This window comes from Streptococcus sp. 1032 (genome assembly GCF_013277015.1).
Classification (GTDB): Bacteria; Bacillota; Bacilli; order Lactobacillales; family Streptococcaceae; genus Streptococcus.
The window spans coordinates 21560-37581 of the sequence record NZ_VMMD01000019.1; the positions used below are offsets into that span (position 1 = coordinate 21560).

The 16022-nt window shown below is 41.2% G+C and carries 12 protein-coding genes and 1 pseudogene; 4 read left to right on the top strand and 9 right to left on the bottom strand.

Going from position 1 to position 16022, the window contains the following annotated elements:
• The first annotated feature begins 1 nt into the window (after position 1).
• From HT711_RS07560 to HT711_RS07575, 4 genes are all read left to right on the top strand, one after another.
• The gene (locus tag HT711_RS07560; RefSeq protein ID WP_078376026.1) at positions 2–796 is read left to right on the top strand and encodes a transporter substrate-binding domain-containing protein; all 795 of its coding nucleotides are present in this window, start codon (positions 2–4) and stop codon (positions 794–796) included.
• A gap of 12 nt (positions 797–808) precedes the next feature.
• Positions 809–1486 carry an ABC transporter permease subunit gene (locus HT711_RS07565; protein WP_000131145.1) on the top strand — a complete coding sequence of 226 codons (678 nt, stop codon included), beginning with the start codon at positions 809–811 and terminating at the stop codon, positions 1484–1486.
• A gap of 9 nt (positions 1487–1495) precedes the next feature.
• Positions 1496–2155, top strand: a complete 660-nt coding sequence (locus HT711_RS07570) for an amino acid ABC transporter permease (protein WP_000443889.1) — start codon at positions 1496–1498, stop codon at positions 2153–2155.
• 143 nt (positions 2156–2298) lie between these two features.
• Complete coding sequence (locus HT711_RS07575; protein ID WP_173249935.1) at positions 2299–3489, top strand: ferric reductase-like transmembrane domain-containing protein; 1191 nt, start codon at positions 2299–2301, stop codon at positions 3487–3489.
• A gap of 401 nt (positions 3490–3890) precedes the next feature.
• On the opposite strand, the gene HT711_RS07580 is transcribed toward HT711_RS07575, so the two are convergent.
• From HT711_RS07580 to HT711_RS07620, 9 genes and pseudogenes are all read right to left on the bottom strand, one after another.
• Positions 3891–4823 carry an alpha/beta hydrolase gene (locus HT711_RS07580; RefSeq protein WP_173249937.1) on the bottom strand — a complete coding sequence of 311 codons (933 nt, stop codon included), beginning with the start codon at positions 4821–4823 and terminating at the stop codon, positions 3891–3893.
• 117 nt (positions 4824–4940) lie between these two features.
• Positions 4941–5822: a class II fructose-bisphosphate aldolase gene (locus tag HT711_RS07585; protein WP_001018997.1), complete on the bottom strand. Its 882-nt coding sequence runs from the start codon at positions 5820–5822 to the stop codon at positions 4941–4943.
• Between the two features lie 140 nt (positions 5823–5962).
• Positions 5963–7291, bottom strand: coding sequence for a sensor histidine kinase VncS (gene vncS / locus HT711_RS07590; RefSeq protein WP_173249939.1), 1329 nt, complete (start codon positions 7289–7291; stop codon positions 5963–5965).
• Positions 7288–7944: a response regulator transcription factor VncR gene (gene vncR, locus HT711_RS07595; RefSeq protein WP_173219999.1), complete on the bottom strand. Its 657-nt coding sequence runs from the start codon at positions 7942–7944 to the stop codon at positions 7288–7290. Before vncR ends, vncS begins: the two co-directional genes overlap by 4 nt.
• 164 nt (positions 7945–8108) lie before the next feature.
• Positions 8109–11681 (bottom strand): LysM peptidoglycan-binding domain-containing protein, encoded by a 3573-nt coding sequence (locus HT711_RS07600; protein WP_173249941.1) that lies wholly within the window; start codon positions 11679–11681, stop codon positions 8109–8111.
• A 322-nt stretch (positions 11682–12003) separates the two neighbouring features.
• Positions 12004–13383, bottom strand: a complete 1380-nt coding sequence (gene vex3 / locus HT711_RS07605) for an ABC transporter permease subunit Vex3 (protein WP_173249943.1) — start codon at positions 13381–13383, stop codon at positions 12004–12006.
• A 285-nt stretch (positions 13384–13668) separates the two neighbouring features.
• Complete coding sequence (gene vex2, locus HT711_RS07610; protein WP_050242291.1) at positions 13669–14301, bottom strand: ABC transporter ATP-binding subunit Vex2; 633 nt, start codon at positions 14299–14301, stop codon at positions 13669–13671.
• 126 nt (positions 14302–14427) lie between these two features.
• A complete protein-coding gene (locus tag HT711_RS07615) occupies positions 14428–15705 on the bottom strand; it encodes an ABC transporter permease (RefSeq protein ID WP_164227010.1) in 1278 nt (425 codons plus the stop codon).
• A gap of 136 nt (positions 15706–15841) precedes the next feature.
• Positions 15842–16022, bottom strand: a pseudogene (locus HT711_RS07620) (hypothetical protein); the annotation flags it as partial.

Consider the following 16022-nt stretch of genomic DNA (forward strand, 5'->3'; position numbering starts at 1 on the left):
TATGAAAAAGAAATTCTTTTTATCAGCATTATTGATTAGCCTTTTCGGCCTTGCTGCTACAAAACCAGTTCAGGCTGATACCAGTGTCGCAGATATTCAAAAGAGGGGCGAGCTAGTTGTCGGTGTGAAACAAGATGTTCCCAATTTTGGCTACAAGGATCCCAAGACAGGGACCTATTCTGGTATCGAAACTGACTTGGCAAAAATGGTAGCTGATGAGCTCAAGGTCAAGGTTCGCTATGTACCTGTTACAGCGCAAACTCGCGGACCACTCCTAGACAATGAACAGGTCGATATGGATATCGCAACCTTTACCATCACAGACGAACGCAAAAAACTCTACAACTTTACCAGCCCCTACTACACAGATGCTTCTGGCTTTTTGGTCAATAAATCTGCCAAAATCAAAAAGATTGAGGACCTAAACGGCAAAACTATCGGAGTCGCCCAAGGTTCCATTACCCAACGCCTGATTACTGAACTGGGTAAAAAGAAAGGTCTGAAGTTTAAATTCGTCGAACTTGGTTCCTACCCAGAATTGATTACTTCCCTACACGCTCACCGTATTGATGCTTTTTCCGTTGACCGCTCGATTCTGTCTGGCTACATCAGCAAGCGCACAGTACTACTAGATGATAGTTTCAAGCCATCTGACTACGGTATCGTTACCAAGAAATCAAATACCGAGCTCAACGACTATCTTGATAACTTGGTCACCAAATGGAGCAAGGATGGCAGTTTGCAAAAACTTTATGACCGTTACAAGCTCAAACCATCTAGCCATACCGCTGATTAAGGAGGACACATCATGACAGATTTATCATCTTGGACAGCCTATTTTCAGGATTTTGGACAATTTTTCAATGGTTTCCTCTTCACCCTTGCCCTAGCTATCGGATCCTTTATCCTCGCCATGGTCTTGGGCATCTTCTTTGGAGCCATGTCAACCAGCAAACGTCCAATTTTGCGCATTTTAGCTCGCATCTTTGTGGAATTTTACCAAAACACTCCCCTCTTGGTGCAGTTTGTTATCGTCTTTTATGGACTACCTCTTATCAGTGACCACACCATCATGATTCCGATTTATTGGACAGCTGTTCTCTGCGTGGGTCTCTATCACGGCGCCTATATCGCTGAGGTGATTCGCTCAGGGATTCAGTCTATTCCTAGCGGTCAGATGGAGGCTGCCTTGTCGCAAGGTTTTACCTATATCAGTGCTATGCGTTTGATTATCTTGCCTCAGGCTTTCCGTATCATTCTCCCACCTTTGACTAACCAAATCGTTAACCTCATCAAGAATACCTCTACAGTCGCTATCATCTCTGGAGTGGACTTGATGTTTGTGACCAAGTCTTGGTCGGCACTTAACGGAAACTACATTCCAGCCTTTTTAGGCGCTGCCCTTCTCTACTTTTCTCTCTGCTTCCCTGTTGCCCAGTTTGGTCGCAAGATGGAGCAAGCCAACAAAAAAGCCTATTCACTTTAGGAGGTTACTATGGAATCCATTTTAGAAGTTTTGACCCCAGATAACCTAGTCTTTATCTTTAAAGGATTTGGCTTGACCCTCTATATTTCTCTGATTGCTATCGTCCTCTCTACCCTTATCGGTACAGTGCTAGCCGTCATGAGAAATGGCAAAAATCCTGTCTTGCGAATCATCTCCAGCATTTATATCGAGTTTGTGCGTAATGTTCCTAACCTCCTCTGGATTTTCACTATCTTTTTGGTTTTCAAGATGAAGTCCACTCCAGCAGGTATTACAGCCTTTACTCTCTTTACCTCAGCGGCCCTAGCTGAGATTATCCGAGGCGGTCTCAATGCCGTAGACAAGGGACAGTACGAAGCAGGAATGTCACAAGGATTTACTTCTGCACAAATCCTCTACCACATCATTCTCCCACAAGCCATTCGCAAAATGTTGCCAGCCATCATTTCTCAGTTTGTTACCGTGATTAAGGATACCAGTCTCCTCTACTCTGTTATCGCCCTACAAGAACTCTTTGGAGCTAGCCAAATTCTCATGGGCCGTTATTTCGAACCAGAGCAGGTCTTCAGTCTTTATATCCTGATTGCCCTCATCTACTTCAGCTTTAACCTAGCCATTTCTAGCCTGTCTCATATGCTAGCAAAACGTTGGCAACAAGCTGCAGAATAAATAGCCACTCTCCAGTTAAATTGGAGAGTTTTTTGATGAGAGTAGATATTTATAGACCTCAATTTGACACCATACTTTTTCTATGATAAAATGTAACAAATTTATTTACAACAAATCAAAATCTAAATGAAATGGAATTTTCTATGAAATCAATCAAAGGACTACTCTTTATCATAGCTAGTTTTATCTTGACTATGTTGACTTGGATGAACACTTCTCCCCAATTCATGATTCCAGGACTAGCTTTAACAAGCCTATCTCTGACCTTTATCCTAGCCACTCGTCTCCCACTACTAGAAAGCTGGTTTCACGGTTTGGAGAAGGTCTATACTGTCCACAAATTCACAGCCTTTCTCTCCATTATCCTACTCATCTTTCATAACTTCAGTATGGGTGGTCTGTGGGGCTCTCGCTTAGCTGCTCAGTTTGGCAACCTTGCCATCTATATCTTTGTCAGTATCATCCTTGTCGCCTATTTAGGTAAATACATCCAATACGAAGCTTGGCGATGGATTCACCGTCTGGTTTATCTAGCTTATATTTTCGGACTCTTTCATGTCTATATGATGATGGGCAATCGCCTCCTTACATTTAATCTTCTAAGTTTTCTTGTTGGTAGCTATGCCCTTTTAGGATTACTGGCTGGTTTTTATATCATTTTTCTATATCAAAAGATCGGCTTCCCCTATCTAGGGGAAATTACCAATCTCAAACGCTTAAATCACGATACTAGAGAAATTCAAATCCATCTTAGCAGACCTTTCAACTATCAATCAGGACAATTTGCCTTCCTAAAGATTTTCCAAGAAGGTTTTGAAAGTGCTCCACATCCCTTTTCTATCTCAGGAGGTCATGGTCAAACTCTTTACTTTACTGTTAAAAATTCAGGCGACCATACCAAGAATATCTATAACAATCTTCAAGTCGGCAGCAAAGTAAGTGTAGACAGAGCTTACGGGCACATGATTATAGAAGAAGGACGAGAAAATCAAGTTTGGATTGCTGGAGGTATTGGGATTACCCCTTTCATCTCTTACATCCGTGAACATCCTATTTTAGATAAACAGGTTCACTTCTACTATAGCTTCCGTGGAGAGGAAAATGCAGTCTACCTAGATTGGCTCCGTAACTATGCTCAGAAAAATCCTAATTTTGAACTCCATCTAGTCGACAGTAGGAAAGATGGCTATCTTAATTTTGATCAAGAAGAAGTACCCGAACAGGCAACCGTCTATATGTGTGGTCCTCTTTCTATGATGAAGTCACTTGCCAAACAGATTAAGAAAAAAAATCCCAAAGCAGAGCTTATTTACGAAGGATTCAAGTTTAAATAACCACTCATACTCTCCTGAGAATTCTAGGAGAGTTTTTTATAGCCAAATGAAATAAGACCGGAGCGATGGAATTTTAGTATTCAAATCAATTGATAAGAATGTTTTATAGTGAGATCAAATAGGATACGAACAAATTGATTAGGAAAATCAAATGAATTTATAGAAATCTTTTAGCAGTCATGGCGTCCTATTCCAGTTTCAAAACACCATAGAAGAAGCATTGTGCTAGTCTAGATCCAGTTTACTATACTAAAACGGGCAACTTAAAACACAAAAAACCCACCCAATGGGTAGGTTGGTTGATAAGAAAAAGAATTTTTTTAATCGAAAAAACTCACGATTTTACTGTTAATCCTTCAGCATTTAATTATTGTCATCAGTCTAAAATGATTTCTAACGCCTCAATTCCTCTTTAAAAAATCTTCAATGCGAGAAACAACCTCATGATTTTGATAATGATAAAGGTCGTGTGGTGCATCCATATAGATGACTTTCACATTAGACTGTTCACTAGCAAATTTCTCTGCAAAGTGCTGCCATTCTGATTGACCAAAACTAGTACCTTGACCGTTAGACACCAGTAGTAAGGTGGGAATTTTCGGATTGATGCTTGAGGGAACTTTCTTGGCATTTTCCTTTACCGTTTGGGATTCATGAAGCATGGCTTGTGACATCAACTGCTTATAAGCTAGAATTTTATATTGTTTTTGTTCAGTTTCAATCAGAGTTCGATTTTTTATATAAAAGGACTCAGGGAAGTGGCGTAATAAGCCAATCTTACTGCTCCAAAATGCCACAGTGATTAAGGTCTGATTTTGCTTTAAATTCTCATAACTAGCTGGCAGTGCCCAATCTAAACCAATCAAAGCTTTCACTTCATCAGGAAACTTCTCCTGCCAAGCCAGACTCTCTAGACTAGCCATGGAATGAGACAAAATGATAAAAGGACCTTTGACATTTGCTTGTGAAAGAGCTTGACGCGTCTCAGACAAAACCTCCATCACATCTCTTGAATGATTGCTATCATCACTATAACCATATCCTGCTCGTTCCACGATGACTACCTTATACCGTTTCGATAAGGATTCCGATACTTCTTTAAAGTCCAATATAGGAGAAGCAATACCGGCACCTGAGAGAACTACTATAGTCTCAGGACCATTCCCTTCAACGTAAACATTCATTTGATGTCCATCGACGAGAACTTGTTGTCCCATAGGTGTCAGTGAGGCTTGTTCCTTTTCCAAACTGATACGGTGAAAGATGAATGTAGCGAGTAAAAACAAAAGAATGAAACTAAGAAAGGCAAGACCACATTGTTTTAGTTTTTTCATAGCATTATTGTACAAAAAATAGAACCTTTTAGCAACTTAATATTGGTTCTTCTACAATATATTCACACCAAAAAAACCCACCCAATGGGCAGGTCTTCTCTGTATTATTCAGCTAGATTAAGCTTTACCTTCTGAACCGAATACGTCGATACGTTCTTCAACTGATGCTTGGATAGCTTTTACACCGTCAGCCAAGAATTTACGTGGGTCGAAGAGTTTTTTCTTGTCGTATTCTGCTTCGTTTGCTTCGTAATCACGAGCAAATTTACGAGTTGCGTTAGCGAATGCGATTTGGCATTCAGTGTTAACGTTAACTTTGGCAACACCAAGTTTGATAGCTGCTTGGATTTGCTCATCAGGAATACCTGATCCACCGTGTAATACGATTGGGAAGCCTGGAAGAGCTTCTGTCAATTTTTGCAAGTGGTCAAGGTCAAGACCTTCCCAGTTTGCTGGGTAAGGACCGTGGATGTTACCGATACCAGCTGCCAAGAAGTCGATACCAGTTTCAACCATTGCTTTAGCGTCTTCGATTGGAGCCAATTCACCTTTACCGATGATTCCGTCTTCTTCACCACCGATAGTACCAACTTCAGCTTCTACTGAGATACCTTTAGCGTGTGCTTTTTCAACAACGTCTTTAGCCAATTTAAGGTTTTCTTCAACTGGAAGGTGTGAACCATCAAACATGATTGAAGTGTAACCAACTTCGATACACTCAAGTGCATCTTCGTAGTGACCGTGGTCAAGGTGGATAGCTACTGGTACAGTGATACCCATTGATTCAACAAGGTTAGCGATCAAGTTGCGAGCAACTTTGTAACCACCCATGTATTTAGCAGCACCCATTGAAGTTTGGATCAAAACTGGAGCTTTTTTAGCTTCTGCTGCGCGCAAGATAGCTTGAGTCCACTCAAGGTTGTTTGTGTTAAATCCACCAACTGCATAACCGTTGTCACGAGCTGCTTGGACAAATTTTTCTGCTGAAACGATTGCCATTTTATCAGGCCTCCTGTATATTTTTATGGGTCATCCCATTTACATTGTTCATTTTATCACTTTTTGACAAAAAAATCTAGTTTTTCCCGCAGTTTCGATTGAATTTCTTCTATCTTCATCTATGTAAACCCTTTCTCTCCCTAGTCTTGGGCTAGTTTTGGAAAAGCTATAAAGAAGGTTAAACGATTCTCCGCCATCTCAAAACGATAAGCTAATTTTTCATGTTCCAATAGACTCTTGACCACAAAGAGTCCCATCCCAGACCCCTTGGCCTTGCGACTAGCATTATCAGAAAAAGACTGGGCTAGTTTTTCTTGTTCTTCTGGACTGCAGCTATTTTCTATAAAAAGTTCCCCTTCTCTTTCTCCAATGCGAACTAAGCCACCTGGAACAGAGTGCTTGATGGCGTTGCTGATGAGATTAGATAGGATCAATTTCATGACAGATGGATTTAGATAAGCCTGCTGATGGGACAAGCTATTATCAATCTGAAGCTCTCTTTCCTTGGCTAGTAAGGCATAATCCTTAACCAGACTTTGCGTCATCTGGTGTAGGTCAATTGTTTCCCTATCATCTCGTAATTCCTGCACAGAAGAGAGGGAAAGTATCTGGAGAACATGGTGATTAAGCTCATCCACAATTCCTAAGGCTACTCCCAGATAGCGATCTCTATCCTTATAACGACCGACATTTTCTTTCATGTTTTCGATCAGGATTTTCAAACTAGCCAGCGGTGTTTTCAATTCATGAGAAGCCCCTCGTAGGAATTCGACCTTCATCTTTTCCAGCTGGAGAATAGCTTCATTCTTGTCATGCAAGTCCGCAATGACAGTCAAAAGATGCTGGTAGAGGCTATTGATTTGTTCCTTGAGATCACCAATCTCATCCTTAGAATCCACGCGCAATCGCACTTGAGTATCCAGTTCCATCATCCGACGGGTCACCCGCTTGATTTCCAAAATGGGGGCAACAATGGTCCGAGCATAGATGTAGGCCACCAAGAGGGAAATTAGAAAGGATGCCAGCAAGGTATAGGGGAGAAATTGGAGACTGATTTGCTCTGCTTCCTTTTGCAAATCCATGGAAGCAAGAAACTGGAGAGTCATGGTACCACCGTCCTGCGTTGTCACCTCGCGCTCCTCGATAAAGAGGGAGGTAGTCTGGCGGTCTGTGTCCAGAGGAAGATTGTCCTTGACTTCTAACTTGTCCTCGGTCATCTCTCCCTTGACGCCCCCCTTGATATCACTGGTCTGGGAATATAGGTCTAACACTTGCTCTATACTCTGCCTATCCTTTCCTTCGAGTGACCGGGCAATGGCTGTCGCTTTCTGACCAATAGTTTCTTGACGGTGGCTCAGATAAGTCGAAGGAAAAAGAAAATAAATAGCTAAATGAAGGCAGATAACCAGAACACTAAAAATCGAGAAGGTATAGATAAATATCTTTGTAAATAAACCTGTTCGTTTCATTTTCGCTCCAATTTATAACCAACATTGCGCACAGTGAGGATGCAGTCCAGGTCTAGTTTTTTCCGCAATTCCTTGATATAAACATCAATGACACGGTCAAAGGGAACCTCATCTGTCGCTTTCCAGACGGCATCGATTATCTGAGAACGAGTCAAGGCTCGTCCTTCATTTTTAACCAAATAATCAAGAATTTCCAACTCTTTGGCATTGATAGCTACTTCCTCACCTGCTAGGCTGGCACTGTAACTTTCAAAATCCACCTTGGCATCCTTATAAGAGAAAATTCGTCCTGTATCGTAATAGCGCTTGAAAATCGCGTCCACCCTCACTTTTAAGAGGGAGAGGGAGAAGGGCTTTTCCAGATAGCCATCTGCCAGAGAGGCAAAGGCACTCATCTTGTATTCCTCATCCTGAAAGGCTGTTAACATCAAGACAGGGACTTGGCTGCTTTTGCGAATCTCAGCTAGTACTTCCAGACCATTAAGCTTGGGCATCTGAATATCCAGTAAAACCAAGGCTACCTCATAGCTTGAAAATTTTTCTAAGGCTTCTTGACCGTCCGCCGCCTCAATGGTTTCATAGCCACAATCTGTCAAATAGTCACTGATCCCCTCGCGGATCATTTCTTCATCTTCTACAATTAAAATTTTCATACTTTAACTGCTCTCTATTTTTTATTTTTCTTAGAATAACTACCTACTCTATTTTCTATTATAGTCTCTTGCTGGCCTTTTGTCTGTAAACAACTGACCACTAGATAAAACAAAGAGAGCCTATCGCTCTCTCTGCTTGCATTTCACTCCCTGTGGAATGAAGGTTATTTGGTTTTTGAAAATGTTAAGACGTAGTTATAATCTTTCCCATTGTTTTTATAGAGATAGTCTTCTTTAACAGTATAACCACGTTTACGTAATTCCTCTTTCTTGGCATCAACTTGGTTCTTGACTGCTACTTTTACTTCATCATCTGTTGAACCAGCTGCGACTTCAAGAGGAGTTTCATTGATAGCTCCTAGGAAACCTGCAATATCTTTCATTTGATCAAAGTTATAAAAAACATTGACTTTGACCTTTTGAGGAGCTGGCTGTTCTAGACTTCTACGATTTCTGCTAGCGCGTGGTTGAACTGCCGGAGCCATTCTGAACCCTGTAGTTCCTGTAGTTTGCTTAGTGAAAGTGACTACGTAGTTATAATTCTTAACATCCGTATCTTCCTCAAATACTATCTCATTTTTTACTTGATACCCTCTAGCAGCTAGGTCTTTTATCTTGGCTTGAATTTTTGCTTCAACTAATTCTTTTGCCCGTTCTTTACTTGTTCCAGCAGGAATCGTAACAGTATTGTCTTCACCAGGATCACCAAAGAAACCTGGAATATCTTTCATACCATCAAAATTATAATAAAGTGAAACTGTGTTTTGAGGTTCCTCAATACTTCTCCGACGACGAGTTACTCGAGGTTGGTAAGTTCCTGCACTTCGGAATCCTGAGTTACCAGTTGTAGAACTGTCTGACGTTGCCGCAGGTTGTGTTTGTGATGAGTCTTCAGATGAGGACGGCTGAGAAGATGGATTGCTAGAAGTTAGTGCGCTGTTTGCTACTGTACTATTTTCATCAATAGTTGTTCCGCCAGCATGGCTTTCGATTGGTTTCTTGAAATCAGGACTTTCATAAGTTACACCTGGTGTCTCAATTTCATTTAATTTATCACGATATTCATCTACAAGAGCTGCTTGTTTCTCCGTATCGTTTTCTTCAGCAAGCTTCTTGTGATACTCTTCAGTAAGTTGTTCTACTTTTTCAAGTGCTTGTGTTTTCCGCTCCTCACTTAAATTACTATTTTTAATATTTTCTTCAGTTTCTTTCTTTTGGTCGTCAATCGCATCTTTATTACTGTCTTCAGTTTCTTTCTTTAAAGACTGCTCTGAATCTTGATGTTCTACAGCTGGTTCATCGGCTTGAGGTTTTTCTGAATCTGATTTAGGTAACTCTGAGTTTACGTCTCCAGTCGAAGATTCAGTATTTTGTGAATTTTCCTCTGCTTCTCCTGAAGGTGCTTTTTCTGTTACTTCAGTTGCTGATTCTGCTCCTGAATGCGATGAATCAACTGATTGATCGCCAGATTCTTCTGTATTTGTCGAGGTTTCTGGAGCTGTTGTATCTCCTGAAGCTGAATCTTTAGCTGATGGTGTTGTCGCTTCAGAACTTGGATTTGAAGCGACAGGTTGATTTGTAGTTCCTGTATCTGAAGGGGAATTGTCTGTTACTGGAGTTGGTGTTACAACTTCTTCAGTTGATTGTCCTGATTCTTCAACTTCTGTTCCTGGATTTCCTGAGTTTGTTTCTGTTGTTGTACTAGAAGCTCCTGTCGTCTCTGTTCCTGCTGTTGGCGCCTCTACCTCTGTTCCTTCAGTTCCATTCGCTACTTCTCCTGGTGCTGATGTTGAGGCTGTTTCTGATGGCTGTTCTTTTGCTTTTGGTGTTGAATCATCCGAACTAGATGTTGAGGCTACAGGTTGACTTGCTCCTGTTTCTTCGCTTTCTGTAGCTGCTGAACCTGATTCTGATGACTCTCCTGCTGTTGCACCTGGTGTAGCTACTTCTGAACCTGTTCCTTCAGGTGTTGATTCTACACTATCTTTCGGTTCAGTTGATTCCCCTGCTGTTCCTGAAGCTTCTCCTGTTGTTTCCCCTGCTTCTGCTGTTGCACCTGGTGTAGTTCCTTCTGTTTTATTTTCTTTTGGAGCTGGGGTTTCTTCTGCTGTTGCTCCTGCTTCTTCAGTTTCTTTTGGAGCTGGCGCTGAGTCCACTGTTCCTGGTACTCCTTCTGCTGACTCTTTTCCTTCGGTTGTAGATTCTTTAGGTGTTGAGTCTACACTTCCTTCTGCTTCAGGTGATTCTGTTGAAGCTCCTTCTGTTTCTCCTGAAGCTTCTGCTGGTGCTTCTGTTACATTTTCTTTAGGTGTTGGGTTGGCTTCTGATTCTTCAGTTTCTTTCGCTTCGTTTGGAGCCTGTTTAACTTCTGTTCCTGCTTCTTCAGTTTCTTTTTCTTCTTTTTCTTCATCTCCCGATGTTGCTCCTGAAGTTTCTCCTATTGCTCCTGATTCTTCTCCCGAAGCTTCTGAAACTGTTCCTTCTGTTGCATTTTCTTTTGGTGCTGATTCTGATTCCACTGTTCCTTCAGGTGCATCTTCTTTTGCAGTTGGATTTACTTCTGTTCCTGCTTCTGCTGTTGTTCCTTCTTCTTTTGGTGTAGCCGGTTTTGCCACCTCTGGCTCTGTTTCTTTTGGTTCAGCTGTTTCTGCTTCTACAGCTGGTTGCGTAGCTGTTGACTCACCTTCAGAGACAGTTGATGAAACTGAATCCTCCGCTTTACCTTCTTCTCCTGTTTCTTTTGGAGCTGGTTTTACTTCTGTTCCTACTTCTTCAGTTTCTTTTTCTGAAGTTGAATCTGCTTCTTTTGGTTCAGCTGGTTTCGCTACCTCTGACTCTGTTACTTCTGGTTCCGGTGTTTCTGTTGCACCTGGTTGTTCTTCTTTATTTTCCGGAGTTGTCGGTGCTTCTGTTTTTGGTTCAGCCGATTCTGCTGACTCTTCAACTTTCGGCGTTGGAGTTTCTGCTTTTGGTACGACTGGTTTCGCTGCCTCTGGCTCTGTTACTTTTGATTCAGTTGATTCAGCTGGTGTTACCACCTCTGGTGCTGTTTCTTTTGGTGCTGGTGTAGTCGCTGCGTCTTCTGCTTTTGGTGCTACTGGAGCTTCTGTTTCTGCGTTAACTTCTGGGCTTGTCACAGCTGGTGCTTCTGAGGCAGGCTTTTCACCCGATTCTTCCGCTCTTTCCACTACTGGTGCTGATACAGGCTGATAGACTGGGCTATAGTTCACAGTCATTTTTTCAACTTTCTCAGTGACATCTGTTAATTCAAAGGTAACAGCTTTTGTTTCCTGATCTTTCTTGAGCAAGACTTCGTAAGTGCGAACTTCGCCACTTGCACCACTTTCTTTGATGACAATCTTGTGTTTTGTGACTGTATCTGAAACCGTTTCAGCTTTAGTAAAGTACAATTCATTGTGCGGTAAGAATAAATTCTTGCCTGAAGCTTGATTCATTTCTTGAAGTACATCTACAGGGATATTGCTTGCTTCGCTGATAACACTTAATGTATCTCCCCATTTAATGACATACTTAAATAAATCACCTTCTTTTTGAAGGTCAGCTTTCACTTCCTCAACTGTTCTGGCTACCCAGACACCATCTTGTTCACTGGCTGACACAGTTGGAGCTAAAAAGCCCAGACCCAGTAGAATCACACCTGTCGCAACAATTGCACCAGTTCTCAATTTTCTAAAGCCACGGAGGGACAAGCTTCCTCTAACATTTGTTTGTCTCATAATGTTTATTTTTCCTCACTATTCTATATTTTCCAAGGTAGACCCTGCCTAGGTCTACTAGCCTATGTTTGCGATATGGATAGGCTTCTACAGATTTATCTATCTATTTTCAAGATAAGATTTCTATAGATTTTTATGCACAATTCCATATATAAGTTGCGAAACTCCTTTCTAATAAATTCCATAACCTTAGTATATCATATTTAAGTACTAAAGTACAAAGAAAGCAACTGAAAGCAATGATTTTCACCATTGCTTTCTACTTCATTTATCATTTTAGAACTTTCAGTTGCTAGCCTCATTTTTCAGTCTAGCATCAGTATTATTCACCATCCAGCAGAAGTTCTTTTGGTTGTTTTCTGAGGAGATTGCTTGATGCAAGCGCCATAACGAGAACCACTAGAACTAAAGCAAGGACAAAGACGATGATAAAGTCTGATGTCTGAATGGAAATATCTAGGCTCGACAAGGTCTTGTTAAAGCCATCTACTTCTGCACCACCACCAAGATTAGAGGCTTGAGCCGCCTTGCTAGCCTGTTTGGCAACACCTGAAGTCACATTGGCAAGGACAGTGTTTCCAATTGCACGGGCAGTGTAGTTGGCTAGGAAGTAAGCAGAAACGAGAGCAGGAATGGCAATCAAGATGGATTCGGTGATAAATTGACCCAAGATACTTGCCTGCTTGAGACCGATAGAGAGGAGAATACCCACTTCCTTGCGACGGGCATTGATCCAAAGACCAAGCAAGAGTGCAAGGAGAAGGACTGAGAAGCTCAAGCTACCCCAGAAGAGGAGGTTGGCCATCTTATACATACCAGAGATGGATTGCTCAAGAGCTGGGTAGTTAGAGGAGCTCTTCACAAGTGTGTAGCTCTTCCAGTTGATACCGCTGATGCCACTCAACTCTTTCATAACATCATCCAAGTTCTTATCCGCTGTTACAAAGAAGGTTGCGTCCCCATAAATAGCTGTGTCTTCTGTATAACCATATAGTTTAGCAGCAGTATGGATGTCTGTGATGGCTGTATTTTCGTAAAGCTCTTGTGAGTAAGTTACTGCTGACTTATTATGACCATCAAAGAGTCCCTTGATTGTCACTTGGACTGTTTCCTTGGCTCCTTTTTCATTATCGGCATCGTAGATATTGGAGTCTAGTTTGACCTTATCCCCGACTTTCCAGCCGTGTTTGGCTGCCAAGTCCTTGTGCAGGAGAATCTTGTCTTTGTCATCGTTTGTTAGGTGCTCACCTTCGACCAGCTTATAAGAACCAGAGACAAACTTGTCTTCTTTAGAGGAGTCATTGACACCTGTAATCATCAAGCTACTTCCAAAATGTTTAGCACGGTCAGGTGTCAGATTTTTCTTGGTTTCTGGAGTTTCAATGAGGTCATATCCAGTCAAATCTCCGATAGCATTGATGCGTTTCACATAAGACTCAATGGCCTTGTTTTCAGTGATTTTTTTGATGTCTTCACCCTTAATATTCCCAGCACCACGTGGCGTCCCTTGATTAACGCGACGATTGATTTGCATGGAGAAGCTGTTGGTGATATTTTTAAAGGTCTCCTGAGAAGCTTTGGCAGTAGCTCCCTTGATCGACAAGCCGACCAAACTCAAGCTCGCCATAAGGAGAATAATCAGGAAGATGACAATCGATTTGAAAAACTTCCTTGTAACATAGGCAAATGCGTTGTGTAACATAGGTTTCCTTTCTAGATGTTGCTCTATTTCAATGTCTTATAACTTATATAAATTATTTTTTTACTATTTCCCTTAGATTGTGCGGACGGGAGCAACTTCCTGTAGGAATTTCATCCCTAATTTTTGAGCCGTATGTCTCAAAAATTCCGGCCTAGATAATAACTTTGTTATTATCTAGGCTATCACTACTGCGGGAAATAGTTGTTAAAGACTCACTTCGTTTATTATTACTTTACACGTATCTGGTTACCAGCTAATACTATTTTAAAGTTTAATAACTAGATTCTATATTTCAGTCAGTTTCTTGTCCTTCAACTCAAGTGTAATATCTGATGCTTGTGCCACTTCTTTGCTGTGGGTTACGACGATGACACATTTACCTGTTTTCTGGGCAAGTGATTTGAGCAGTTCGACAATATCTCCAGCAGTTTTAGGATCCAGATTTCCTGTTGGCTCATCAGCGAGAATAACTGGAGCTTCTGAGACCAAACTACGAGCAATGGCAACACGTTGTTGTTGACCACCTGATAACTGGAGAACATTCCGCTTGATCTGACTTTCATCCAAACCAAGCTCAAGAAGTGTATCCTTGCTTGCCTTTTTGTTGACCAAGCGGATATTTTCCAGCGGAGAAAGATAATCTATCAAGTTATAATTTTGAAAGACCAGGGAAATATGGTGCATGCGATGGTAGGAATAGCCCTTCTTACGAATGTCCTCTCCTTGGAAAAGAATCGAACCTTCAACAGGACTATCTAAACCAGCAAGGAGGGATAAGAGAGTGGATTTTCCTGCTCCTGACTCCCCAATAATACTGTAAAATTTCCCGGGTTCAAAATTATAATTGATCTGATATAAAACTGCCTCAGCAGTGTTCTTATAACGATAGGTAAGATCTTGTAATTGTAATAAAGTCATGATTTCTCCTTCTTATACTCAATGAAAATCAAAGAGCAAACTAGGAAGCTAGCTGCAGGTTGCTCAAAGCACAGCTTTGAGGTTGCAGATACAGCTAACGCGGTTTGAAGAGATTTTCGAAGAGTATTAACTAATAGATGATAAAATTTTCTTAGGCGATTTTCTAAATAAGAATAGAAAACAAAGGGCTACAGATAAGCAACTGAGCAATAACAGAAAGACATAGGATTCTGCAAAAGATAGGATGCTGGTTGATAAACTGCTTGCTTTAGCTAGCGTGTCTTGTAAGCTTGCCTGATCTCCACTGGATAGAACAGTTTGGAGGAGATAAGATGTGATGGCGTTTCCTGCAGCAAATGCTGGAAGCAAAGCACCGAGAGATACCAAAACTACCTCTAAACAGAATTGTAGGAAAATCGAGCTCTTGCCTTTTCCAAGTGCCAGTAAAATTCCCACTTCGTAGACCCTCTCTCTCAACCAGAGAGACAAAACAAGAATTAAGGCCCCTGCTCCTGCTATCAACATCCCATAAAGGAAGATGGTTAGGAAGGTTTGGAAGGTAGCAACTGAGTCTTTGATTTGTTCAAAAGCCTTGTTTTCCTTTTCGACTTGATAGCCTTGATTTTCCAAGGCCAAGTTTTCTACCTGCTTCATGAGTTCGTCCATTTCCTTAGGATTTTCTACATAGAAGCGAGCTGCACTGACTAGAGATTCACCATTTCCCAAAAGACTTTGGCTACTTTCATAGTCTGTAAAGACCTGGTTTTCACTGAAGTCAGAAGACAAGCCTGTGAATTTTTCTTGTTTCTTACCAGAAAAGATGCCGACAATCTCAAACTCTACTGTTTGTCCTTTACCAGTTTCTGACTGACCAGCATCTAAGGCAATCTTGTCATGAAGGGAAAGACTATTCTTCTTAGCCAACTCTTCGTGGATGATGATTTTCTTTGAATCCCCTTTTTGAAGATGTCGCCCTTCTTTTAAGTTGAAAGCCGAGCTGGTAAAGGTAACATCCTTAGATGAATCTTCAAGAGCCGTTAAGCTAACCAAGTTCTTATCCGCAGCCGACAAATCATCACGCTCCACGCTCTGCTCGCCACTCACCGCTTCCTTGTCTTTTAGTTTTGCAATCGTCTCCAGTTCAGGAGAAATATTTTCCAGTCCCTTAATCTTGCTTACAGCCGCTAACTCTGACAACTTGAAAGTCTGACCATTTTCTATCTTCTCAATAGAAAAAGAGGTATTGAGTGATTTGTATAGATTGGTTTCAACTGTTTTGTTGGACTTCATCAGAGTCAAACAGGCTGAAATTCCAGCCAATAGGACCAATAAAATCAGAAATAAAATAAAACTTCTCAGTCGTTTTCTGCTGACATAAGCCCAAGCTCTTTGGATTGGATTCATTTGTCACCTCCATATTTGTAAGACTATTATAAAATTCAAATATGAAATGTTTATGAAATACGAAAAAGAGCAACGGCTTTCACCGTTGCTCTTTCGAGTACTATTCTAGCTAGTTTCCGACTAGTCTAAGCTTAACTTATCTTAGCTGAGCAAGAATAGCTTTGAGTTTCTCAATCAACTCATCTTCTGTGTGATCAGACTCTTTCTCATTGGCTAGGAAGGCAACTGCTTGAGCGAGAGCTTCTCGTGCTTGGTCAAGGACTTTCGCATCTACATTTGTAAGGTCACCGTCTTGCAGAACCTTAGTCAATTCCTTG

What these genes read in the sequence shown, in the direction of transcription:
- vex2 (WP_050242291.1), bottom strand. Translation starts at nt 14,301, where the DNA reads ATGACTTTATTACAATTACAAGATCTTACCTATCGTTATAAGAACACT.
- vncS (WP_173249939.1), bottom strand. Translation starts at nt 7,291, where the DNA reads ATGAAACGAACAGGTTTATTTACAAAGATATTTATCTATACCTTCTCG.
- HT711_RS07580 (WP_173249937.1), bottom strand. Translation starts at nt 4,823, where the DNA reads ATGAAAAAACTAAAACAATGTGGTCTTGCCTTTCTTAGTTTCATTCTT.
- HT711_RS07565 (WP_000131145.1), top strand. Translation starts at nt 809, where the DNA reads ATGACAGATTTATCATCTTGGACAGCCTATTTTCAGGATTTTGGACAA.
- vncR (WP_173219999.1), bottom strand. Translation starts at nt 7,944, where the DNA reads ATGAAAATTTTAATTGTAGAAGATGAAGAAATGATCCGCGAGGGGATC.
- HT711_RS07615 (WP_164227010.1), bottom strand. Translation starts at nt 15,705, where the DNA reads ATGAATCCAATCCAAAGAGCTTGGGCTTATGTCAGCAGAAAACGACTG.
- HT711_RS07570 (WP_000443889.1), top strand. Translation starts at nt 1,496, where the DNA reads ATGGAATCCATTTTAGAAGTTTTGACCCCAGATAACCTAGTCTTTATC.
- vex3 (WP_173249943.1), bottom strand. Translation starts at nt 13,383, where the DNA reads ATGTTACACAACGCATTTGCCTATGTTACAAGGAAGTTTTTCAAATCG.
- HT711_RS07560 (WP_078376026.1), top strand. Translation starts at nt 2, where the DNA reads ATGAAAAAGAAATTCTTTTTATCAGCATTATTGATTAGCCTTTTCGGC.
- HT711_RS07600 (WP_173249941.1), bottom strand. Translation starts at nt 11,681, where the DNA reads ATGAGACAAACAAATGTTAGAGGAAGCTTGTCCCTCCGTGGCTTTAGA.
- HT711_RS07575 (WP_173249935.1), top strand. Translation starts at nt 2,299, where the DNA reads ATGAAATCAATCAAAGGACTACTCTTTATCATAGCTAGTTTTATCTTG.
- HT711_RS07585 (WP_001018997.1), bottom strand. Translation starts at nt 5,822, where the DNA reads ATGGCAATCGTTTCAGCAGAAAAATTTGTCCAAGCAGCTCGTGACAAC.